The sequence below is a fragment of the Xenorhabdus sp. SGI 60 genome (assembly GCF_056632175.1).
In genome coordinates this window covers 3,511,244-3,533,738 of sequence record NZ_CP196860.1, presented here as the reverse complement: position 1 = coordinate 3,533,738, position 22,495 = coordinate 3,511,244, and the positions used below count along the sequence as shown (strand labels likewise).

Below are 22,495 nucleotides of genomic sequence, written 5' to 3'. Positions count from 1 at the left end.
TTGGACCTTGGCTAATATCAAATCAGCTAAGAAACGCGCCGTACAGTCTGAGAAACGCCGTCAGCACAATGCGAGCCGTCGTTCTATGGTGCGCACTTTTATCAAGAAAGTCTACGCGGCTATCGCTGCTGGCGATAAAGAAACTGCACAGAAAGCCTTCAATGACATGCAACCAATTGTTGATCGTCACGCCTGCAAAGGTCTGATCCACAAAAATAAAGCAGCACGTCATAAATCTGCACTGGCAGCACAAATCAAAGCAATGTAATCATTGGTTTTGATGATGCTAAAAAAACCGGCTCTAAGCCGGTTTTTTTGTATCTGTTGATTTTAATATGCTGATTTTAACCTGATTTTTCAGGGCGACTTTTGGGGGGCGAGCTGAATAATGCAGAAAAGTCTTTGTTACACACGCGCTGGACTGCCGGATGCTGGATCATGCGCTCGGCAAAGATAACGTAATATTCTTCCTGTACCGTATCCAATCGACCTATCTCAACAATATCACTATCAGCAAAAATATCATTGGCGTAGAAAGAAGGCGCAATGAAAATGGCGTTGTGATACAGACCAAACGCTTTCATCAAAGCGGCATCATCAAATTCGCCCAGCACTTCAACTTCAAGATTTTTATTGCGTATCCACGTCAGGAGCTTTCTGCCTAACATAGAACGGCGGCCGGGGATTAATAAACGGCGCTCTTCCAAGCATGCTGGAAAGGGCTTTTCTGGGATCGGCTGGCGGCAATAAAAACTGATATTGCATTCCCCCAATTTCACTGAAAACAATCCTTCCTGTTGAGAAGAATCCACTGGACAATCGGATAGGATCATATCCAGCTTATGCTGGCTGAGCTGTTCAAGCAGCATTTCATGTGTCGATTCAAAACAACGCAAGTGGATTTTTTCGTGCTCCACAACGGTTGTTTCCAGCACTTTACTCACTAAACGTTTAGACAGCGCATCAGCGACCCCTACATCAAACAACAGATTTGATTCTCGGCTGTAAGTCACGATATCCATCATTTCCTGGCTGAGTGTAAACATCTTATCCGCATAGCGGAAAATGAGTTGCCCCAGTTCTGAGGGGACTAGACCTCTTCCTTGACGCTTGAATAACTTTCCACCCAGACGCTCTTCCAACGCTTTTATCTGCCCTGTAATGGTTTGTGGTGTCAGGTAGAGCGTTTCTGCTGCCCCCACAACAGAACCTTCCTTGCAAACGTGCCAAAAATAATAGAGGTGGTTAAAATTTAAATGTGAAACCCGCATATATTTATCCTTGTGTATCGCCTCACATCTGTATAACAGTCGTGACCATACATTTCAGGTCGCCAGATTATGGCGTTTTCCTATTTTTCTATTGCTATTTTCTATGACTATGAAAATATTCGCAGCATCGCAGTTATAAACGTTTTGCCACGAATATTAATAGAATGAGTTACCTCGGAAATTCTTTCTATATCTGTGCTTAAATTAGTCTATTCATCTGTTTTTGACTACGGTTTTTTTCTTCGGTAATAGTATGGTTAGCAGTCCATAACCGACAACAGCCGCGGTTGTAGAACCTATCAATATTCCTAAGCGGGAATAAGTACTGAAGGTGTCATTGAGACCTTCAAATGCCAGACCTGAGATAAAGATAGACATGGTAAAACCGATCCCACACAGTACGGAAACAGCGAAAATTTGTTTCATGCCAATTTTTTCCGGCAATTTAGCAATTCCCAGTTTTACCGAAATCCAGCTAAACAGGAAAATACCCAATGGCTTGCCAATAAACAGGCCAATGGCAATGCCTATAGGCAATATACTGGTTAAGCCATCTAATGTGACGCCCTGTAATGAAACACCGGCATTGGCAAAAGCAAACAGTGGCAGAATTAAATAAGCAACCCATGAATGCAGTTCATGCTCCAACGTTTCAGAAGGTGACTCACCTTTTTTATCTCGAAGGGGGATCAAGAACCCGACAATAACGCCAGCCAGTGTGGCATGAATGCCCGATTTCAAGATACACACCCATAAAGCAGTACCAACAATCAGATAAGCGGATGTTTTAGCTATTCCTTTCCAATTCATCCAAACCAGTAACCCAATCATGGCGGTAGCCAAGCCTAATGCTGTCAAAGATACAGTTTTGGTATAGAACAAAGCGATAATGAAGATGACACCTAAATCATCAATAATCGCTAACGCCAGCAAAAATACTTTTAATGCGGTGGGAACACGCTTCCCCAACAACGCCATGATCCCTAGTGCAAAAGCAATATCTGTTGCGCAGGGAATTGCCCAACCTTGTTGGGTGATCTCGTCACTGCCATTAAACAGCAGATAGATCAATGCTGGCGCCAACATTCCCCCAAGCGCAGCAATGGCTGGGAAAATAGCTTTATCGCGACCCGCAAGTGAGCCTTCCATGAGTTCCCGTTTTACTTCCAGCCCGACAATGAGAAAAAACACCGCCATTAATCCATCATTTATCCATAGTAATAATGGCTTATTGATTTCCAGCGCGGCGAATTGCACTGCAACAGGAAGGTTGAGAAATTGATGATAAATACCCTGTAATGGCGTATTCGCCATAACCAGCGCAATAATGGCCGCTATAATGAGAAAGATCCCTCCTGCGGCTTCTAATTTTAAAAATTGGCGAATGATTGCAGTCATGGATAAATTAACTTATGAAATTGATCAAGGTCATGCATGTTATGCTAGTCATGATATCGGAAAAAGTAGATTATTTATGCTATATTAATCGTTTTATTCGAATTATAACATAACGAAATAATATTTTTCGACATATTGATAAATTACACTGCATAACAGAAGAAGTTTTAATCATTATTTGTGATAACGAGATGAGTAAGATACTCCATGACAACATTACTTTTCCTGTTTGTCCTTGGCGCGGCTTTGTTACATGCCAGTTGGAATGCCTTAGTTAAGATTAGCGCTGATCGGTTTTTAGGCATTTCAATTATTGCTTTTTTTGCCGGAATTATTGCTACATTGGGATTGTTTTGGGTTGGATTACCGTCATTATCTTCTGTGCCGTGGTTAATCTTATCTGTTATTTTACATACGGCTTATTGCCTGTTTTTAAGCCGCTCTTATGCGACGGGAGATTTGGGGCAGGTATATCCCATTGCCAGAGGTTGTGCGCCACTCATTACCGCTTTATTGAGTTGGATAATTTTGCAGGAAATGTTACCGCCCCTTGCCATGCTGGGAGTCGGGTTCATTATCGTGGGAATTCTGCTAATTGCTTTTCCACATGGGAAAAATGCTCTTCATCTGGATCGTAAAACGTTACTTGCGGCAATCACAACATCGGCATTTACCGCCGGTTATACCTTGTCCGATGGCGCTGGCTCCAGAGCTGGCGATAATACTTTGGCCTATATCTTATGGCTGTTTGCTATTAATGGTTGGGTCATGGGGGCGATGATGTATTGCAAATATTGGAGTACCGCCGGAAGGAAGCTTCACCAATATTGGAAACAGGGGCTATTGGGTGGGCTAATGCAATTACTCAGTTATGGCATCGTGATTTGGGCTATGAGCCATGCATCTATCGTGCTGGTTGCTGCATTGCGCGAAACTAGCGTGTTATTTGCGATGTTATTGTCTGTGGTTATCTTGCGAGAGCCGTTTAGCAAAATGCGATTATTGGCTTGTATTGTGATTGTGGCTGGGGTTATTACTACGAAGCTAGGGTAACTTCCCTCTAAAATTGAGGGTGGATTAACAGATTAGGAATCCCGCCTGATTATCAATATATGAGCAAGATAATCAGGCGGGATTTATCAGAGATCTAAATTACTTGGTCAGATCATCAAAAAATTTTTTCACGCCATCAAGGAAACTCTTGGAGCGAGGGCTATTGGTTTCACCGCTTTTCCCGCCAAAGGATTCGCCTAATTGACGCATTAATTCTTTTTGTTCTTCATTCAGTTTAACCGGTGTTTCTACTACGACACGGCACAGCAAATCGCCCTGAACGCCGCCGCGAACGGATTTAACCCCTTTGCCTTTCATACGGAATAGCTTGCCCGTCTGGGTTTCCGCAGGGATTTTCAGGCTGACACGACCATCAAGAGTTGGGACTTCAATTTCGCCACCCAATGCCGCCGTTGCGAAGTTGATCGGCACTTCACAATAGAGATTGCTGCCATCACGCTCGAAGATATGGTGAGATTTGACCTGAACCTGAACGTACAAATCGCCGGATGGTGCACCGTGTTCACCTGCTTCACCTTCACCGCTTAAGCGAATGCGATCACCGGTGTCGACGCCAGCTGGAATTTTAACGGACAGTGTTTTGTATTTTTCAATGCGACCATGTCCATGACATTTACCGCAAGGCTCTTTGATGATTTTTCCGCGTCCGTGACATTGAGGACAAGGCTGCTGGACTGCGAAGAACCCTTGGCGCATTTGTACCTGGCCGGCACCGTGACAGGTTGGACAGGTTTCTGGGGAAGCGCCCGATTTGGTTCCGTTGCCGTGGCAGGTATCACAGGACTCCAGTGTTGGAATGCGGATCTCTTTGGTCACACCACGGACAGCTTCTTCCAGAGTTAATTCCATGCTGTAACGCAGGTCTGAACCACGGCTAGGACGCTGTTGACGACGGCCACCACCGAAAATATCTCCGAAAACGTCACCAAAGATATCGCTAAAGTCAGCTCCGCCCCCGAAACCACCAGCGCCACCGCCCATGCCACCCTGTTCAAAGGCAGCGTGACCATATTGGTCATAAGCGGCACGTTTCTGAGGATCTGTCAGGATCTCATACGCTTCTTTAATTTCTTTGAATTTACTTTCTGATTCTTTATCCCCCTGATTACGGTCAGGGTGATGTTTCATTGCCAGCCGTTTATAGGCTTTTTTGATTTCTTTTTCGTCTGCGGTTTTGGAAACTCCCAAAACTTCGTAATAATCTTTTTTTGCCATCGTATTGTCTACCCTTAACACGCACGCACGGGCGTGGAGTTACCTCAACGCCCGTGCCAGTTAACAAGTAACAGGCGCCCTGTTACTTTGCCCGCTAAGGGCTATTATTTTTTGTCTTTAACTTCTTCGAACTCAGCGTCTACAACGTCGTCATCTTTCTTTGCGTTGCTTGCGCCTGCATCGGCAGCACCAGCCTGGGCTTGCTGTTGGGCAATTTCCAGCAGTTTCTGAGAGGCTTCAACCAGAGCTTGGATCTTCGCTTCGATTTCAGCTTTGTCTTCGCCTTTCGCCGCCGTTTCCAGTTCAGAAGTTGCTTTCTCGATTGCTGCTTTATCGTCTGCTGTCAGCTTGTCACCTGCTTCTTCAATTTGCTTGCGGGTGCCGTGGATCAGTTGGTCAGCCTGGTTACGAATCTGAACCAGCTCTTCAAACTTACGGTCAGCTTCTGCGTTTGCTTCTGCATCACGTACCATCTGCTGGATTTCCTCTTCATTCAGACCAGAAGATGCCTTGATGGTGATGTTTTGCTCACGACCTGAGTTTTTGTCTTTCGCCGAAACGTGCAGGATGCCGTCAGCATCAATATCGAAAGTAACTTCGATCTGCGGAGTACCGCGCATTGCTGGCTGAATACCATCCAGATTGAACTGACCCAGAGATTTGTTATCGCCGGCACGCTTACGTTCACCTTGCAGTACGTGGATCGTTACCGCAGACTGGTTGTCTTCCGCTGTAGAGAACACTTGACTATGTTTAGTTGGAATAGTGGTGTTCTTAGAAATCAGGGAAGTCATTACGCCGCCCATGGTTTCGATACCCAGAGACAGTGGAGTTACGTCCAACAGCAGAACATCTTTCACGTCACCTGCCAGTACACCGCCCTGAACCGCTGCACCCATTGCAACCGCTTCATCTGGGTTCACGTCTTTACGTGGCTCTTTGCCGAAGAAATCTGCAACTGCTTTCTGTACCAGTGGCATACGAGTCTGACCACCAACCAGAATCACATCCTGAACGTCAGTTACAGACAGGCCGGCGTCATTCAGTGCAACTTTCAATGGCTCGATAGAACGTTTAACCAGGTCTTCAACCAGAGATTCCAATTTTGCACGGGTAACTTTAATGTTCATGTGCTTAGGACCGGTCGCATCTGCTGTGATGTATGGCAGATTTACGTCAGTCTGCTGTGCAGAAGAAAGTTCGATTTTCGCTTTTTCTGCTGCTTCTTTCAGACGCTGCATTGCCAGTGGGTCATTACGCAGGTCGATGCCTTGTTCTTTCTTAAACTCGTCAACCAGATAGTTGATCATGCGGCTGTCGAAGTCTTCACCACCCAAGTGGGTATCACCATTGGTCGCCAGAACTTCATACGTTTTTTCGCCATCAACTTCATCAATTTCAATGATAGAGATATCGAAAGTACCACCACCCAAGTCATAAACCGCGATGGTGCGGTTACCCACTTCTTTGTCCAGACCGTAAGCCAACGCAGCCGCAGTTGGTTCGTTGATGATACGCTTAACTTCCAGACCAGCGATACGGCCAGCATCTTTAGTTGCCTGACGTTGTGCATCGTTGAAGTATGCAGGAACAGTGATAACCGCTTCGGTTACGGGTTCACCCAGATAGTCTTCCGCTGTTTTCTTCATTTTTTTCAGAACTTCAGCAGAAACCTGAGGTGGTGCCATTTTCTGGCCTTTCACTTCCAGCCATGCATCACCGTTATCCGCAGCCATGATTTTGTATGGCATGATAGAGACGTCACGCTGTACTTCTTCGTCCTGAAAACGACGGCCAATCAAACGCTTAATGGCGAACAACGTGTTTTGGGGGTTAGTAACAGCCTGACGTTTAGCTGGTTGACCAACCAGAGTTTCACCATCCTGAGTATATGCGATGATAGAAGGTGTGGTACGGTCACCTTCGCTGTTTTCAAGCACACGAGTGGTTGTGCCGTCCATAATTGCTACACAAGAATTGGTAGTTCCCAAGTCGATACCAATGATTTTACCCATCTAAACGCCTCCACAAAGAATTCATATATTCGGTCAAGTTACTAAGCTATATGAGGACGAATGTTTGCTTTTCAATGGCGTTGTTCGCCAGAAATTCCTCATTTTATTTTCCAGCTAATGCCGAAATATTCAGTAGTAACTGTAGTTGAGACTTAGATGGGGTCATTCATCTCATCATCAAGGGGAGAATTGAAAAAAAATTGAGATTTAACAAAAAAATTTTTCGCAGACCATTGTGTAGTTGATGCCATCACATTATGATTCGCCGCCTTTTATGATTTCCTGGCGCGGTAAAGTGCCATGAAAGCTTTTTAATATTTTGTTTTATTTGTATTTTCTAGGGGAAGTATGCATTCTAATCAGTTGGCGAACCCAGGCCCATTGGGTTTAATGGGTTTTGGCATGACAACCATTTTGTTGAATCTGCACAATGCAGGTTTTTTCCCATTGGCATCCGCAATTTTGAGTATGGGAATTTTTTACGGTGGTTTGGCTCAGGTGCTGGCCGGCATCTTTGAGTACAAAAAAGGAAATACGTTTGCTGCAACCGCATTTACCTCTTACGGTTTGTTCTGGTTGAGCCTGATCGCGTTGCTTTTCCTGCCGAAGATGGGGCTGGCTGAAGCAACCAGCCAAGAGTTCCTTGGTGTTTATCTCGCCCTGTGGGGAATTTTCACGCTGTTTATGTTCTTTGGTACGTTGAAAGCTAACCGTGTCCTGCAATTTGTATTTGGCAGCCTGACGCTGCTGTTTGCATTGCTGGCAATTGGCAATATCACCGGTGATGCCCGCATCCTGACCTTTGCGGGTTATGAAGGCGTTATCTGTGGTGCGAGTGCTTTCTATCTGGCAATGGCCGAAGTTCTGAATGAACAATATGGCCGTACTGTTCTGCCAATTGGTGAAGTGAAACACGCTTAACCGTTTTTAACAGGATGGGTGATTTATGCTCATCCTGTGTTTTATTAATCCTCTAATTTCCTGCCCACTTTTTCAGATAGATTTCTTCCGCAAGTAAACCCCCAATAACAGACCAACCGCCGATAAGGTCAGCATATAGTAGGCAGGTGCCAGAGGAGTATATACCAACAGTATGGTGACGAAGATCGGTGTCAGTCCACCGAAAATGGCATAAGCCAAATTATAGGCAAATGAAATGCCACTAAACCTGACTTCTGGCGGATAGCTTTTCACCATAACAAAAGGCGTAGCGCTAATCACACCAACAGTCAGACCAGCGAAGGAATAAGCGCTAAATAGTTTGAGCGGTTCATGGCTGATATTGTGATAGAAAAACCATGTTGTGGCAGCCAATAGAATGCAACCGATAATCAGCACGATACCGGCTCCCCATTTGTCGCATAAATATCCGACAGAGATACAGCCAATTGCCAATGAGATGATTGCCAGGCTGTTTGCTTGCAAAGTCAGTGATTGTTCCAGATTAAATACTGTCTGCATATAGGTTGGTGTTATCAAGATAACGACGACAATGCCAGCAGAAAGGAGCCATGTCAGCAGCATGGAAATAGCGATGGCGCGTTTGTGATTAAACACGACAGTTTTTAGTGGCAGCTCTTCTGCCAACGTTTTGCGTTCCTGCATTTCTTTGAAGACAGGAGTTTCATGCAGCCAGCGGCGCAGATACATGGCACATAAACCGAAAATACCGCCTAAGAAAAATGGCAGACGCCATGCCCAATCCAAGACTTCTTGCCTGGAATAAATCGAAGTAATAATGGTTGCGACGAGAGAACCAAATAAAATCCCCAAACTCAATCCTGCCGTTAAAACACCACAGGCAAATCCGATGCGTTTATGAGGAACATGCTCTGCCACAAAAACCCAGGCTCCGGGTACTTCCCCCCCAATTGCGGCTCCCTGCATAATCCGCATTAGTAGCAGCAGGATAGGAGCAGCAATACCTATGGCGTCATAGGTGGGCAACAGGCCGATGGCCAGAGTGGGTACAGCCATCAACAATATGCTGAGTGAAAACATTTTCTTACGCCCAATGAGATCGCCAAAATGGGCCATGACGATCCCACCTAAAGGCCGAACCAGATAACCCGCTGCAAAAATACCGAATGTCTGTAGTTGTCTGAGCCATTCAGGTATATCCGCAGGGAAAAAGAGTTCCCCAAGCGCAACAGCAAAAAAGATAAAGATAATAAAGTCGTAAAATTCCAGAGCGCCACCTAAAGCCGCTAAGGACAGCGTTTTATAATCTTGTTTATTTAATGGACGATTGTGATATTGTGACATAAGTTACCGATTTATAGTTATAAAATGGGTTCTAAGGTGTTTATTTTCAATGTTCTGGTCAGACTCAAAATAGATGAAAATAAAACTTATGCTATATTAAAAGATATTTATTCTACAACTTTTAAAAAGAACCCAACCCACATGTTATGTCACTTCCATGTCGAATAAAATCACACGCATACTATCTTTTTTAAAGCACAGGCAGTGCGGAAAATGAGGGAAGTGGCATGAAATACCAGATACTGGCCCAGGAAATCATTGTGGGTGTTGGTGGTAAAGCAAATATTGTCAGTCTCGTTCATTGTGCGACTCGGCTGCGTTTTAAACTATGGGATCGCTCACTCGCCGATATCAATAAACTAAAAGCCCATCCTGATATCATTACGGTTGTCGAAAGTGGTGGACAATTTCAGGTTGTGATTGGTAATCAAGTCAAAGAGGTATATCAGGTTATCCAACAAGTGTTAGCACCTTCTGATGAAACACCTGCAATGCCAAATCCAACTGGCAAGCACGATAACTTATTTAACCATTTTATCGATATTATTTCGGGTATCTTTACCCCATTTTTGGGGGTAATGGCAGCTTCCGGGATCTTAAAAGGCTTGCTTGCCGTTACCATTGCATTTCATTGGCTAACACCTGACAGCGGTACTTATCGTATCTGGTATGCTGCCAGTGACTCGCTGTTTTATTTTTTCCCTTTATTACTTGGCTATACCGCAGGTAAAAAGTTTGGGGGCAATCCATTTATTACAATGGGAATTGGCGGAGCCTTGGTACATCCCATGATTATCTCTGCTTTCGAGGCATCTATAGTTGCTGGCAGCACAACTGAATACTTTATGGGTATCCCACTCTCATTTTTGAATTATAGCTCTTCTGTGATCCCAATTATTTTTGCCTCCTGGATAAGCTGTAAAATAGAGAAAAAATTGGATTCACGCCTGCCCGTCACCATTAAAACCTTCATTACTCCCCTTGTCTGCCTGATATTGATTGTTCCACTCGTCTTTATTGTCATTGGGCCAGTGGCGACATCGCTAAGCTATTCATTGGCTTATGGTTATCAGGCAGTATATGAGTTTGCACCGGCTCTGGCAGGGGCAATTATGGGAGCAATCTGGCAAGTTTGTGTCATTTTTGGGCTGCATTGGGGATTAGTACCAATCATGTTCAACAACTTAACGGTTTTGGGGCATGATACGTTAACCCCCTTGTTGTTACCGGCCGTAATAGGGCAAACGGGGGCTGCATTGGGCGTTTTCTTGCGTACCCGCGATGCTAAATTAAAAATGTTGTCTGGCTCTGCTGTTACCGCTGGTATCTTTGGTATCACTGAGCCTGCGGTTTATGGGGTTACCCTGCCTTACCGTCGGCCGTTTATCTTTGGTTGTATTGCTGGTGCGATTGGTGGCTCTGTGGTTGGTTATTACCAAAGTGCTGTTTATTCAATAGGACTAAGCAATATTTTTACTTTTACTCAAATGATCCCGCCATCAGGAATCGATAATACCGTATGGGGCGCAATAATTGGCACATTGCTAGCGTTTATTATCGCGACCATTTTGACGTGGTTATTTGGCCTGCCTGCTGTTACCAGTTCACCTACAGAAAACAACACCGATAAAAACCAATCTGAATTCCTACATAAGCCTTAAATATCCATGAGAGGAGGGTTTGCATGAAACAGTTTCCAACGCATTTTTTATGGGGAGGCGCGATTGCTGCCAATCAAGTTGAAGGTGCTTATTTGACGGATGGAAAAGGTTTTTCCACTTCAGATGTTTTGCCACAAGGGATTACTGGCCCCGTTGTTGAACGTGATCCTGCGGATGAAACGCGATATCTCAAAGATATTGCTATCGATTTCTATCACCGTTACCCCGAAGATATCGCCCTGTTTGCAGAAATGGGATTTAAATGCTTACGTACCTCGATTGCCTGGAGCCGGGTTTTTCCTCATGGCGATGAAAAGCAACCCAATGAAGCGGGCCTGGCATTTTATGACCAGTTGTTCGACGAAATGGCCAAATATGGCATCCAACCTTTGATCACATTATCTCACTATGAAATGCCGTGGACGCTAGTCAAAAAATATGGCGGGTGGGGAGATCGCAGATTGATCGCCTTTTTTGAACACTATGCGCGCACGGTATTTAATCGCTACCAGAGTAAGGTGAAGTTATGGCTGACATTTAATGAAATCAATATGTCGCTGCATGAACCGCTGACAGGTGTTGGATTATCGAGAAACAGCACTCAATCAGAGATCTATCAAGCTATTCACCATCAATTGGTTGCCAGCGCCAGAGCAGTGAAATTGTGCCGAGAGATCATTCCTGATGCCCAGATTGGTAATATGTTGCTGGGTGGTTTGATGTATCCATTAACCTGTAAACCCGAAGATGTATTGGCAACGCTTCAGAAAAATCAAAAGTGGTTATTTTTTGGCGATGTCCAAAGCCGTGGGAATTATCCTGGCTATATGTTGCGTTATTTTCGCGAGAATGGCATTGAACTGACAATTACAGAGCAAGATAAGCATGATCTGAAAAATACGGTCGATTTTATCTCATTTAGTTATTACATGAGCGGCTGTATGACCGCAGATGAAGCGGAATACCAGAAACAGCAGGGTAATATTCTGCATATGGTGGCTAATCCTTATTTACCCAGTTCAGAATGGGGTTGGCAGATAGATCCCCTTGGGTTACGCACGATATTGAATTTGTTATGGGATCGCTATCAGAAACCTTTGTTTATCGTTGAGAATGGCTTGGGTGCGAAAGATACACCGGAAGCGGATAGCAGTATTCGGGATGATTATCGTATTCAATACCTTAGCGATCATCTTATCCAGGTCAGAGAAGCGATTGAAGATGGTGTGGATATTATGGGATATACCAGTTGGGGGCCTATTGATTTGGTCAGTGCTTCAAAAGGTGAGATAAGCAAACGCTACGGTTATATCTATGTTGACCAGAATGAACAGGGAACCGGTTCATTGGAGCGGCGTCGTAAGAAGAGTTTTTATTGGTATAAGCGGGTGATTGAAACCAATGGTAGTAGTTTGGGTGAGTAATTCTATTTTTTTATCCATAAGGTTCTGAGCCTGTTCAGAACCTTTATGGTATGGGCTTTTAACGACGTGCACTTTTCGGCCTGAATGCGGTGACAACGCTTTCATCCGTTTCCACATAAGGGCCATCCAGCAATTGGATGCAGTAAGGAACACTGGCAAAAATTCCCGCTACCAACACGTTGCCATTTTCGTCTTTTAATCCTTCCAGTGTTTCTGCGATGGCTTTCGGTTGTCCGGGAAGGTTGAGAATCAGCGCTTGATTGCGGATCACGCCGACTTGTCGGGACAGAATGGCTGTTGGCACAAATTGAAGGCTGATTTGACGCATCTGTTCCCCAAATCCGGGCATTTCCCGATCCGCAATTGCCAGTGTTGCATCCGGCGTGACATCGCGACGAGCAGGCCCTGTCCCTCCAGTGGTTAGTACCAAATGGCATCCCAGTTCATCGACCAATTCACACAATGTTTGTTCAATCAGGATTTGCTCATCAGGGATCAGCCGGGTTTCTACGCTAAAAGGTGTGATAATCGCTTTTTTCAGCCATGTTTCCAGTGCGGGCAGCCCTTTATCCTGATAAACGCCGTTTGAAGCGCGATCAGAAACAGACACGAGGCCAATGCGCAATACATTCATACAAACCTCAATTAATTATAATAAAAGGAAAAATAAAAATTTGTTGGCTGCAACGTGAAATAAACAAAAGGCGACCCATTATGTCGCCTTTAGTGCAAGAGAAAATAGCGTATCGCCTGAGATTACAGCAAATCAGCGATCATGCTTTCAAGTTTGCCTTGGTCTACGGCAAACTTACGGATACCTTCCGCCAGTTTTTCAGTCGCCATTGCATCCTGGTGGTGGTTCCAGTAGAACTCAGCTTCAGTCATTGGCGTTGGGCGCTCTTTGATTTCGCCTTCATAACCCAATTTTCGCTCAACTTCACCAGCTGTTTCTGACAGCTCTTTCAGCAGTGATGGAGAGATTGTCAGGCGGTCACAGCCTGCCAGTTCCAGAATTTCACCAGAGTTACGGAAACTTGCACCCATAACAACCGTGTTGTAACCGTGTTCTTTGTAGTACTGATAAATTTCAGAAACAGAAACCACACCTGGATCTTCATGCGGTGCGAACTCTTTCTTGTCGCCATTGGCTTTGTACCAGTCAAGGATACGGCCAACAAATGGAGAAATCAGATAGACCCCTGCTTCTGCACAAGCACGAGCCTGGGCAAAGGAGAACAGCAGAGTCAGGTTACAATTGATGCCTTCTTTTTCCAGTTGTTCCGCAGCACGGATACCTTGCCAGGTGGAAGCCAGCTTGATCAGAATGCGATCGTTGCTGATACCTGCTTCGTTGTACAGTTTGATCAAACGTTTTGCTTTCGCTACGCTCGCTTCGGTGTCATAAGACAGGCGTGCATCAACTTCCGTGGAGATACGGCCAGGGATCAGTTTCAGAATTTCCAGACCAATGTTGACAGCCAATTTATCGCCGGCATCAATAATTTGCTGTTCACGGGAATCGCTTTGACCGCGCGCCCATTCAATAGCTTCATCGATCAGTGGGCGATATTCTGGAATTTGAGCTGCATTCAAAATCAGGGAAGGGTTGGTGGTCGCATCTTGCGGCTGGTACAGTTTCATCGCCTCGATATCCCCGGTATCTGCTACTACTGTTGTCAGTTTACGCAGGGAAGTCAGTTTATCGGTCATGTTTAATATCTCATCGTTATACGTAAAATCTTTGGCAACATTGCCTCGCCATCTTGTGATAATAACATGGTCAAGCGCGGCTGTAAGGTAGGAAAATTCTCTCGTTGAGATTCTCCTCTTTTTGTCTTTTTTGCTAAAGTGGGAGAAGTCTGGATTATTAGGAAAAAATAATGCTTATTACCATTTCACCAGCGAAAACACTCGATTATGAAAGTCCACTGGCAACAAAAAAGTTTAGCCAACCGCTGTTATTGGCGGAATCCCAGCAACTGATCGAGATTTGCCGGACTTTAACGCCTGCGCAAATCGGCAGTTTGATGCGTATTAGTGATAAACTGGCGGGATTGAATGCTGCTCGTTTTGCAGAATGGCAGCCCAATTTCACGCCAGAAAATGCCCGTCAGGCGATGTTGGCATTTAAAGGCGATGTTTATACCGGTATGCAGGCTGAAACTTTCTCTGCTGACGATTTTGATTTTGCCCAAACACATTTAAGAATTCTATCTGGCCTGTATGGGGTCTTGCGTCCTCTTGATTTGATGCAGCCTTATCGTTTGGAAATGGGGATTAAGCTGGAAAATCCACGCGGTAAAGATCTGTATCAGTTTTGGGGCGATTGCATTACTGAAAATTTAAATGCAGCACTGGAACAGCAAGGTGATGATGTTCTGGTCAATCTGGCATCAGATGAGTATTTCAAATCAGTAAATAGCAAAAAGCTGGCAGCCAGGATTATCAAACCTGTTTTTCTGGATGAAAAAAATGGCAAATACAAGGTCATTAGCTTCTATGCTAAAAAAGCCCGAGGCCTGATGAGCCGTTTTATTATTCAGAACCAACTGACCGATCCGGCACGGCTGGTAGAGTTCAATCTGGAAGGATACGTTTTTGATGAATCTCTCTCCAGGGGAGATGAGTTGGTGTTTACGCGTTCTGAGCAGAATTAATTTAATTTTCAATATATAGAGTTCAAAATGATATCACTCCACCTATAATAGGCGGAGTGATAAGTGCCATATTATTTCGATTGTTTTTTCAGCAAAAATTCACGCAATGTTGAGAAATCAGCAGGCATAAAGTGGGATAACAAGTCCAGATCTGCGCGCTCAGCCAACGCTTGTGGCAAAGGCAATGGTTGACCGAGAGTGGCTTCGACGCTTTCCTTAAATTTAGCTGGATGAGCAGTACCCAGGAACAAGCCATATTCCCCTTCTTGTAATTGATCACGTAAAACACGATAAGCGACAGCAGCATGTGGTTCGGAAATATAGTCTTTTGCCGCCAGTTCGCGCAGGGTGCTTTGAGTGGTTGCGTCATCCACAACGCCGTTTGCCAGATCACTCAGTACCCAGTCTTTGCATTTGAACAATTCTTCAATGCGTGGCCAGTTATTGGGCTGGCTGACATCCATGGCATTGGACAGCGTCGGAATGGTCTGATGTGGCAGCCACTTGCCTTTTGCTAAATAACGAGGAACGGTGTCATTGACATTGGTTGCCGCGATAAAACGTTTTACCGGCAGTCCCAGCGATTTTGCCAGTAGCCCTGCGGTTAAGTTACCGAAATTGCCGCTTGGCACGGAAATCACCAATTGTTCACGTTTTTCTGCGGGGATCTGCGCAACCGCTTCAAAGTAATAACAGATTTGTGCCAGCAGGCGGCTGATATTAATAGAGTTGGCTGAGTTAAGATGTAAAGCCTGTTTCAGTTCTTCATCATCAAAAGCCTGTTTGACCAATGCCTGGCAAGCATCGAAATCCCCCTTGATAGCAACCGTATGGATATTGCCACCCAGAGTGCAAAAGAGTTTTTCCTGCAATGGGCTGATCTTGCCTTCGGGATAAAGGATCACAACCTGTACGTTATTTAAGCCATAGAAAGCATGGGCCACTGCGGCGCCGGTATCACCGGATGTTGCAGTCAAAATAGTGACGGGCTGTTCTCCTGCAATCTGGGCAAGAATTTGTGCCATGAAACGGCCACCAAAGTCTTTGAAAGCCAGTGTCGGGCCGTGATAAAGCTCCAGTGAAGCGATGTCATCTTCGACAATCGCTACAGGGGCAGGGAAGGCAAACGCGTTTTTCACGCGGGTTGTCAATTGTTCTGCGGGAATTTCATCGCCAATAAAGGCAGAGAGAATGCGCTGGCTGCGGCTGACAAAATCCAATTTCAATAAATCGTCAATTTCATTACGGCTGAATTCTGGCAAATCCTGTGGAAAAAAGAGGCCTTGCTGTTTACCTAACCCTTGCTTTACCGCCTGTGAAAAACTGACCTGCTCGCTGTTATCTTTTAAGTTATATAATTTCATGGTTACTTTACCTGTCGTGCGCCTGCGAGATCCAGACGGCAAATGTGTACAAAGCCTTCATCATTCTGTACGTAATGTTGTTGCAGCCAGTGTGTAACTTCTTCTGCTACAGCCATTTCATGACAAATGGCAAACAGTGTTGGGCCGGAGCCGGAAATGCCGCACGCCAGCGCCCCTAATTTTTTGACAGCTTCACGTGCATTGGCAAAGCCGGGTAAGAGTTGGGTGCGATAAGGTTCCGCTACAACATCTTGCATTAATTTGGCCGCCAGTCCTGATTGCTGGGTATGGCAGGCATGGATAAAACCCGCAAAGTGACGGCCATGCTCAATGATGTCCTTACGGGTATAGTGACTGGGCAGGATTGCACGGGCTTCTGCTGTCGATACTTTGATGCCGGGATAAGCCATTACCCATAGCCAATTATCAAATGTGGGAACAGGCAGGCAGGTGGTATCTTCTTGAGATAATATCAATTGCAATCCTCCCAAATAGCAGGGAGCGACATTATCATAATGAACACCACCGGAAATGCGCCCTTCTAATTCTCCCATCATCTCCAGTAACTGGTGTTGGTTAAATGGGCGGCCAGCATATTCATTCAATGCCACTAAACCGGCGACGACAGAGCAGGCACTGGAGCCTAATCCTGAACCGATCGGCATATTTTTCTCTAATGTTATGGCAACGGGCAGTTTTTTTCCCAGTCGTTGACAAAAAAGCTGCCAGCATTGATAGACAATATTTTGTTTGGGATCGGCAGGTAACTTGCTAACAAATCGCCCTTTATTATTCAGGCTGAAACTTTCAGCTTCACTGACGGAGACACAATCTCCAAGTAACGAGCCATCAATGGGAGAAACTGCTGCGCCAAGCACATCAAATCCGACGCCAACGTTCCCGATAGAGGCAGGCGCATAAACCCTGATAACCATTAAACCCCCAATTTCCATGACAGAGTGCGTAATATATCAGCAAAAACGCCGGCTGCCGTTACATCATTTCCTGCGCCATAACCACGCAATACCAGTGGAATGGGCTGATAATAACGGGTGTAGAAAGCCAGCGCGTTTTCGCCATTCTTGACTTTATAAAGTGGATCGTTGCCATCAACAGAGACAATTTTCACTGTACAACGGCCTTGCTCAATCAAGCCAACATAACGCAAGACTTTTCCTTGTTCTGCGGCTTGTTCCGCACGTTGGCTAAATGCCTGATCCAGTTGTGGTAAACGTTGCAGGAAATGGTCAACATCGCCACTGGCATCGAACGATATAGGTAAAACGGGTTCGACATGAATATCTTCCAGTTCCAGTTCATAACCCGCCTCGCGCGCTAAGATCAGCAGCTTTCGGGCAACATCCATGCCAGAGAGATCATCGCGTGGATCGGGTTCTGTAAAGCCTTTCTCTTTGGCGAGCATTGTCGCTTGTGACAGCGTCATTCCTTCATCCAGCATGCCGAAAATAGAGGATAAAGAACCCGACAGGATGCCACTGAACTGCACTAATTCATCACCGGCATTAAGCAGATTTTGTAAGTTTTCGATAACTGGCAATCCAGCACCTACGTTAGTGTCATACAGGAACTTACGTTTCGATTTCTCTGCGGCCTGACGGATTTGGCGGTAATAAGCCATCGATAAGGTATTGGCTTTTTTATTAGGCGTGACAACGTTAAAGCCATTGCTGAGGAAACTCGCATACTGTTCCGCAATCGACTGATTGGAGGTACAGTCCACAATGACTGGATTCAGGAGATAGTACTCTTTTTCAAGACGGATAAGACGACTCAAGCTAAAAGGCTCAGTGGCTTCTGACAGTGCCTGCTGCCAGTTATCCAGACAGATGCCTTGCACATCAGTCAATAAAGCGCGGGAATTGGCAATACCACAGACGCGCAAATCGATGTGTTTCTGTTTGAGCCAGGTTTGCTGACGACGTATTTGCTCGATCAACGCACTGCCTACACCACCTACACCGACAACAAAGACCTCAACAACCTGAGCGGTGTTAAACAGCATTTGATGGCAGAGACGAACAGCCGTAGTCGCGGCATCATTTTCAATGACGGCGGAAATGGAACGTTCAGAAGAACCTTGCGCAATGGCAATGATGTTGATGTTGGCGCGTGTCAATGCGGAGAAAAAGCGGGCAGAAGTCCCTGGCTGAGTACGCATACCATCGCCAACGACAGAAATAATGGCAAGATTATCGATCACGTCGATGGGATCAAGCACACCATCTTTCAGCTCCAGATAAAATTCTTCTGTCAGTGCCTTTTGTGCTTTTATCAACTCTTTTTGCGGTACACAGAAGCTGATGCTGTATTCTGACGAAGACTGTGTGATTAATACAACGGAAATACCTTTGCGTGACATGACGGAAAAGATCCGTGCCGCCATCCCGACCATACCTTTCATGCCAGGGCCGGAGACGTTGAACATCGTCATATGATTTAGATTGGTAATGCCCTTAATTGGCATGTCCTGATCTTTTTGCCCATGATCAATGGGTGCATCACCAATAAAAGTACCCGGTGCATCGGGATTGGCCGTATTTTTTATCAGACAAGGAATTTGAAACTGGGCAATAGGGGCGATAGTACGAGGATGAAGGACTTTCGCACCGAAATAAGACAATTCCATCGCTTCTTGGTATGACAGGCTTTTCAGCAAGCGTGCATCTTTCACTGCCCTTGGATCACAAGTATAAACACCGTCTACATCTGTCCAGATTTCACAACAATCTGCACGCAGACATGCCGCCAATACTGCGGCTGAATAGTCAGAGCCGTTGCGTCCCAATACGACCAATTCGCCATTTTCATTGCCCGCAGTGAAACCAGCCATCAGGATGAGGTGGTCAGCAGGAATGTTGAGTGCCGCAATGCGTTTGGAGGATTCATGGATATCGACGGTGGATTCGAGACAATGCCCATGCGCCAAAAGGTTTTTGACCGGATCAATGACTGTCACTTTATGACCACGAGCCTGTAGCACGGATTCCATGATGGCAATCGACAGTTTTTCGCCACGACAGATCAGGGATGCATTAATGTTATCTGGGCATTGTTTTAACAAGGATATGCCGTGCAGAGTCTGTTTAAGGCTGGCTAGCTCACGTTCTACTAGCCCTTTCAGACGTGCATAATCAAACCCGGGTTGTTGTTCTTTCAATCCTGACAGCAAATCAGCAAAGATTTGGGTAGCATCGCTCATATTAGAAACAATATCTTGCCCTGCAACCGTTTTTTCGATCATCGCCACCAGATGGTTGGTGATTTTTGCCGGTGCAGAGAGTACTAAGGCAACTTGCCCAAGGGATAACTCATTCTCGGCAATATCTGCAACACTCAGTACACGTTGGTGATTTGCAACTGAGGTTCCGCCAAATTTCAATACGCGCATTAACGTTCTTCTCCTGATTTCTGTCCAAAAAAAAGCCCGTATCTTGTGGGATACGGGCTTATTGTTGTTTTATGTGTATGCGTCAGCCCGCACCGCAACTCATGGTTCCGGTGGTAATCGTGGTTGTAGTAATGACGGTTATAATCATGCTTGTAAGAACCCTTTTTTCGAGCTGATGTGCTGCATCGTTTTCTGTCTGTCTTTTTTAATTCGTTTGACTCCCTATTGGTTAAATTAAATTGTGGTCAATGTCAAATATTTTTTATAGCAAAAGAAGAAAAAAACATCATTATCCGTATCGAAATTATTCAAAATATAACCCAAATGACAAATCATTATTTGGTTAGTTAGCTTATTTAATAGCATTTAATTTTACAAAAAACATATTTTGTAATTATTTTGTCTTTATGATAAAAACGTGTCATCTGGATAATTTCAGTGTCGAGCGAATCTCTTCAAGTATTCACGATATTTTAACATCCATTAACATAATTTATTCAATTTAATAACAAATGGCCTGGATTAAAATTAACAATTACAATTAATGTTAACGTGCTACAATTGATTTTGATATGTATCAACAAAAGTTAGTTTTTTTAGAAGGCAAATGCATTACTGGCTGTTATATTGCTGTTAATAGACTAATATAGAAGCCTCGTTTAAATCGGGTTTTTTCGGGTATGTACCCTCCAGGAAAGCGACGCCAGCTTTTAGTGTAAAACATATCAAAACGTTTATTTCGGGCATAAGCTGATTTTCTGTCACTCAGAACAAGATCAGCGTATTTTCTTTTAATAATAACAGCTTGTGTCATACAGATTCTGTTTTTTAGCGATTTTAGGTAGCAACCATGCAAACCCCGCACATTTTGATTGTTGAAGACGAAATTGTCACACGCAATACCCTTAAGAGCATTTTTGAAGCCGAAGGGTATGTTGTTTATGAAGCCAATGACGGTTCAGAAATGCACAACATTCTGTCAGATAATGATGTCAATTTAGTCATTATGGATATCAATCTGCCAGGTAAAAATGGCTTACTGCTTGCCCGTGAATTACGTGAGCAGGCAAATGTTGCGTTGATGTTCCTGACAGGCCGTGATAATGAAGTGGACAAAATTCTTGGTCTCGAAATCGGTGCTGATGATTATATAACTAAGCCATTTAACCCACGTGAATTAACCATCCGTGCGCGTAACTTACTTTCTCGGACAATGAACCTGAGTCCTCCAGGAGAAGAGCGCCGCCAGGTTGAAAGTTATAAGTTCAATGGATGGGAGCTGGATATTAATAGCCGCTCTTTGGTTAGCCCGATGGGAGATCATTACAAACTGCCACGTAGCGAATTCCGTGCGATGCTTCATTTCTGTGAGAATCCAGGAAAAATCCAGACTCGTGCAGAATTGTTGAAAAAAATGACGGGCCGCGAACTGAAACCTCACGATCGCACTGTTGATGTGACGATTCGCCGTATTCGTAAACATTTCGAATCGATACCCGATACGTCGGAAATCATTGCGACCATCCACGGTGAAGGTTACCGTTTCTGTGGTGATTTAGAAGACTAATTGATACCTTTTTATAGGTATATATTCGACATGGCGTCTCTGTCAAAAAGCCCCGTATGTCTTATGGCATCAGGGCTTTTCTTTTAGTTGGTGCTTGCCTCAGTGATGAGTTATTCACTCTTTCCACGGCATAATCGGTACAGCACTGATTGCATTTTTAGGGGAACCATCGATCACTTTGTCAGAATAAGTTAAATAAATTAGCGAATTACGATTTGGATCGTAGAAGCGTACAACCTGCAATTTTTTAAATACCAAAGAAGTGCGTTTCTGGAAAACAACTTGTCCTTTCTTAGGGGATTTCTTTATCTTATCTGCCAATGCAATCGGGCCAATTTGCTGGCAGGATATGGCGGCATCAGATGTATCTTCTGCCAATCCCAACCCTCCCTTAAGCCCTCCAGTTTTGGCTCTGCTCAGATAACAGGTGACATTTTTAACGTCAGGATCATCAAAGGCTTCTATCACTATCTTGTTATCGGGACCAAAAAGTTTGAACACTGTGTCAACAGAACCGATCTCTTCAGCATGCAAAGCCGCAGGAGAAAAGAGTAAGGTAGCCGCTATCACTATTTTCTTCATTGTTGCCATATCCATATATAGTCCAATTGAATTAAATAAATACAGTGAAAATATCTATCATTCACATATAATGTAACGCAATAAATTTAATTAAATTATTTCCAATGTGAATGTATCTGTGATGGAAAATCAGGACATTATAGCTGAATACGCATCCAAGACGAGTAAGTAATGGTCTTTAAAACGTTATGCCATTGGAGTTAGGTCAACATCCAGCACGTCAGTAATCAATGTATTTTCTATTATAATTCATATCATTGACTTATTTATCAAGACAATGCTTGACATATTACCGATTCTGCTATTAATTTATTCCAAGCAAAAACTTGTTTAATTCATTGAGAGTTTGTTGATTATCTCAATGTAACAATCAATATGCCTAATGAAATCATCTTGGCATATTGTACCTAAAGAATAACTAACCAATAGTTATAGTAAACATTGGTAATCAATTTGCCGGGATAGGTGTACGGCAACAACACTCAGGGAAATTGTAATCTAGGTTTATTTTGGGAAAAGTATAGGTGTTGATTATTGATCAAACTACACAATATCTGTTTTTAGGAAAAAACTTTTAGTTTTCAGACTAATAA

General features: G+C 44.3%; 17 protein-coding genes, 1 pseudogene and 1 other annotated feature. Of the genes and pseudogenes, 7 read left to right on the top strand and 11 right to left on the bottom strand.

The features are described 5' to 3' along the window. The first annotated feature begins 7 nt into the window (after positions 1-7). Entirely contained in the window at positions 8-268 is a 261-nt protein-coding gene (gene rpsT / locus ACSJJG_RS16760; protein ID WP_237385345.1) for a 30S ribosomal protein S20, read from the top strand. Between the two features lie 76 nt (positions 269-344). On the opposite strand, the gene nhaR is transcribed toward rpsT, so the two are convergent. Both nhaR and nhaA read right to left on the bottom strand, forming a co-directional pair. Next, the gene (nhaR, locus tag ACSJJG_RS16755) at positions 345-1,271 is read right to left on the bottom strand and encodes a transcriptional activator NhaR (protein WP_481089978.1); all 927 of its coding nucleotides are present in this window, start codon (positions 1,269-1,271) and stop codon (positions 345-347) included. A 213-nt stretch (positions 1,272-1,484) separates the two neighbouring features. After that, entirely contained in the window at positions 1,485-2,669 is a 1,185-nt protein-coding gene (gene nhaA, locus ACSJJG_RS16750; RefSeq protein ID WP_481089977.1) for a Na+/H+ antiporter NhaA, read from the bottom strand. A 207-nt stretch (positions 2,670-2,876) separates the two neighbouring features. Between nhaA and ACSJJG_RS16745 the strand changes: the two genes are divergently transcribed. Next, positions 2,877-3,722, top strand: coding sequence for an EamA family transporter (locus tag ACSJJG_RS16745; RefSeq protein WP_481089976.1), 846 nt, complete (start codon positions 2,877-2,879; stop codon positions 3,720-3,722). A 99-nt stretch (positions 3,723-3,821) separates the two neighbouring features. On the opposite strand, the gene dnaJ is transcribed toward ACSJJG_RS16745, so the two are convergent. Together dnaJ and dnaK are read right to left on the bottom strand one after the other, a co-directional pair. Beyond that, positions 3,822-4,958 carry a molecular chaperone DnaJ gene (gene dnaJ, locus ACSJJG_RS16740; RefSeq protein WP_481089975.1) on the bottom strand — a complete coding sequence of 379 codons (1,137 nt, stop codon included), beginning with the start codon at positions 4,956-4,958 and terminating at the stop codon, positions 3,822-3,824. 104 nt (positions 4,959-5,062) lie between these two features. Further along, positions 5,063-6,973, bottom strand: a complete 1,911-nt coding sequence (gene dnaK / locus ACSJJG_RS16735) for a molecular chaperone DnaK (RefSeq protein ID WP_481089974.1) — start codon at positions 6,971-6,973, stop codon at positions 5,063-5,065. 348 nt (positions 6,974-7,321) lie between these two features. Between dnaK and satP the strand changes: the two genes are divergently transcribed. Continuing rightward, positions 7,322-7,894, top strand: a complete 573-nt coding sequence (gene satP / locus ACSJJG_RS16730) for an acetate uptake transporter (protein ID WP_481089973.1) — start codon at positions 7,322-7,324, stop codon at positions 7,892-7,894. 72 nt (positions 7,895-7,966) lie between these two features. On the opposite strand, the gene ACSJJG_RS16725 is transcribed toward satP, so the two are convergent. Further along, positions 7,967-9,238, bottom strand: coding sequence for an MFS transporter (locus tag ACSJJG_RS16725; protein ID WP_481089972.1), 1,272 nt, complete (start codon positions 9,236-9,238; stop codon positions 7,967-7,969). Positions 9,239-9,465: 227 nt separating this feature from the next. On the opposite strand from ACSJJG_RS16725, the pseudogene ACSJJG_RS16720 reads away from it, so the two are divergent. Further along, positions 9,466-10,851: pseudogene (locus ACSJJG_RS16720) on the top strand (PTS transporter subunit EIIC); the annotation flags it as partial. A 71-nt stretch (positions 10,852-10,922) separates the two neighbouring features. After that, complete coding sequence (locus ACSJJG_RS16715; protein WP_189758321.1) at positions 10,923-12,323, top strand: glycoside hydrolase family 1 protein; 1,401 nt, start codon at positions 10,923-10,925, stop codon at positions 12,321-12,323. Positions 12,324-12,381: 58 nt separating this feature from the next. Here ACSJJG_RS16715 and mog read toward each other — a convergent pair whose 3' ends face one another. Both mog and tal read right to left on the bottom strand, forming a co-directional pair. Beyond that, positions 12,382-12,957 (bottom strand): molybdopterin adenylyltransferase, encoded by a 576-nt coding sequence (gene mog / locus ACSJJG_RS16710; RefSeq protein ID WP_481089971.1) that lies wholly within the window; start codon positions 12,955-12,957, stop codon positions 12,382-12,384. Positions 12,958-13,079: 122 nt separating this feature from the next. After that, positions 13,080-14,033 carry a transaldolase gene (gene tal / locus ACSJJG_RS16705; RefSeq protein ID WP_481089970.1) on the bottom strand — a complete coding sequence of 318 codons (954 nt, stop codon included), beginning with the start codon at positions 14,031-14,033 and terminating at the stop codon, positions 13,080-13,082. A gap of 170 nt (positions 14,034-14,203) precedes the next feature. Here tal and yaaA point away from each other — a divergent pair, with 170 nt between their 5' ends. Further along, on the top strand, positions 14,204-14,980 hold the full coding sequence (gene yaaA, locus ACSJJG_RS16700) for a peroxide stress protein YaaA (RefSeq protein WP_481089969.1): 777 nt from the start codon (positions 14,204-14,206) through the stop codon (positions 14,978-14,980). 71 nt (positions 14,981-15,051) lie between these two features. On the opposite strand, the gene thrC is transcribed toward yaaA, so the two are convergent. The 3 genes from thrC to thrA are packed head-to-tail and all read right to left on the bottom strand — an operon-like array spanning position 15,052 to position 19,753. Beyond that, the gene (gene thrC / locus ACSJJG_RS16695; protein WP_481089968.1) at positions 15,052-16,344 is read right to left on the bottom strand and encodes a threonine synthase; all 1,293 of its coding nucleotides are present in this window, start codon (positions 16,342-16,344) and stop codon (positions 15,052-15,054) included. A gap of 2 nt (positions 16,345-16,346) precedes the next feature. Next, the gene (thrB, locus tag ACSJJG_RS16690) at positions 16,347-17,297 is read right to left on the bottom strand and encodes a homoserine kinase (RefSeq protein WP_481089967.1); all 951 of its coding nucleotides are present in this window, start codon (positions 17,295-17,297) and stop codon (positions 16,347-16,349) included. Then, on the bottom strand, positions 17,279-19,753 hold the full coding sequence (gene thrA / locus ACSJJG_RS16685; RefSeq protein WP_481089966.1) for a bifunctional aspartate kinase/homoserine dehydrogenase I: 2,475 nt from the start codon (positions 19,751-19,753) through the stop codon (positions 17,279-17,281). The genes thrB and thrA overlap by 19 nt, the downstream gene beginning before the upstream one ends. A gap of 25 nt (positions 19,754-19,778) precedes the next feature. After that, positions 19,779-19,897: a sequence feature (Thr leader region), on the bottom strand. Between the two features lie 706 nt (positions 19,898-20,603). Between thrA and arcA the strand changes: the two genes are divergently transcribed. Then, positions 20,604-21,320, top strand: coding sequence for a two-component system response regulator ArcA (arcA, locus tag ACSJJG_RS16680; RefSeq protein WP_481089965.1), 717 nt, complete (start codon positions 20,604-20,606; stop codon positions 21,318-21,320). Between the two features lie 114 nt (positions 21,321-21,434). Here arcA and creA read toward each other — a convergent pair whose 3' ends face one another. Beyond that, entirely contained in the window at positions 21,435-21,911 is a 477-nt protein-coding gene (gene creA / locus ACSJJG_RS16675) for a protein CreA (protein WP_481090463.1), read from the bottom strand. Between the last annotated feature and the right edge of the window lie 584 nt (positions 21,912-22,495).

Excerpts from the sequence above, each read along its gene's own strand:
- thrC (WP_481089968.1), bottom strand. The coding sequence starts at position 16,344 with ATGAAATTATATAACTTAAAAGATAACAGCGAGCAGGTCAGTTTTTCA.
- thrB (WP_481089967.1), bottom strand. The coding sequence starts at position 17,297 with ATGGAAATTGGGGGTTTAATGGTTATCAGGGTTTATGCGCCTGCCTCT.
- ACSJJG_RS16745 (WP_481089976.1), top strand. The coding sequence starts at position 2,877 with ATGACAACATTACTTTTCCTGTTTGTCCTTGGCGCGGCTTTGTTACAT.
- mog (WP_481089971.1), bottom strand. The coding sequence starts at position 12,957 with ATGAATGTATTGCGCATTGGCCTCGTGTCTGTTTCTGATCGCGCTTCA.
- ACSJJG_RS16725 (WP_481089972.1), bottom strand. The coding sequence starts at position 9,238 with ATGTCACAATATCACAATCGTCCATTAAATAAACAAGATTATAAAACG.
- satP (WP_481089973.1), top strand. The coding sequence starts at position 7,322 with ATGCATTCTAATCAGTTGGCGAACCCAGGCCCATTGGGTTTAATGGGT.
- tal (WP_481089970.1), bottom strand. The coding sequence starts at position 14,033 with ATGACCGATAAACTGACTTCCCTGCGTAAACTGACAACAGTAGTAGCA.
- dnaK (WP_481089974.1), bottom strand. The coding sequence starts at position 6,973 with ATGGGTAAAATCATTGGTATCGACTTGGGAACTACCAATTCTTGTGTA.
- ACSJJG_RS16715 (WP_189758321.1), top strand. The coding sequence starts at position 10,923 with ATGAAACAGTTTCCAACGCATTTTTTATGGGGAGGCGCGATTGCTGCC.
- nhaR (WP_481089978.1), bottom strand. The coding sequence starts at position 1,271 with ATGCGGGTTTCACATTTAAATTTTAACCACCTCTATTATTTTTGGCAC.
- creA (WP_481090463.1), bottom strand. The coding sequence starts at position 21,911 with ATGGCAACAATGAAGAAAATAGTGATAGCGGCTACCTTACTCTTTTCT.
- nhaA (WP_481089977.1), bottom strand. The coding sequence starts at position 2,669 with ATGACTGCAATCATTCGCCAATTTTTAAAATTAGAAGCCGCAGGAGGG.
- yaaA (WP_481089969.1), top strand. The coding sequence starts at position 14,204 with ATGCTTATTACCATTTCACCAGCGAAAACACTCGATTATGAAAGTCCA.
- arcA (WP_481089965.1), top strand. The coding sequence starts at position 20,604 with ATGCAAACCCCGCACATTTTGATTGTTGAAGACGAAATTGTCACACGC.
- thrA (WP_481089966.1), bottom strand. The coding sequence starts at position 19,753 with ATGCGCGTATTGAAATTTGGCGGAACCTCAGTTGCAAATCACCAACGT.
- dnaJ (WP_481089975.1), bottom strand. The coding sequence starts at position 4,958 with ATGGCAAAAAAAGATTATTACGAAGTTTTGGGAGTTTCCAAAACCGCA.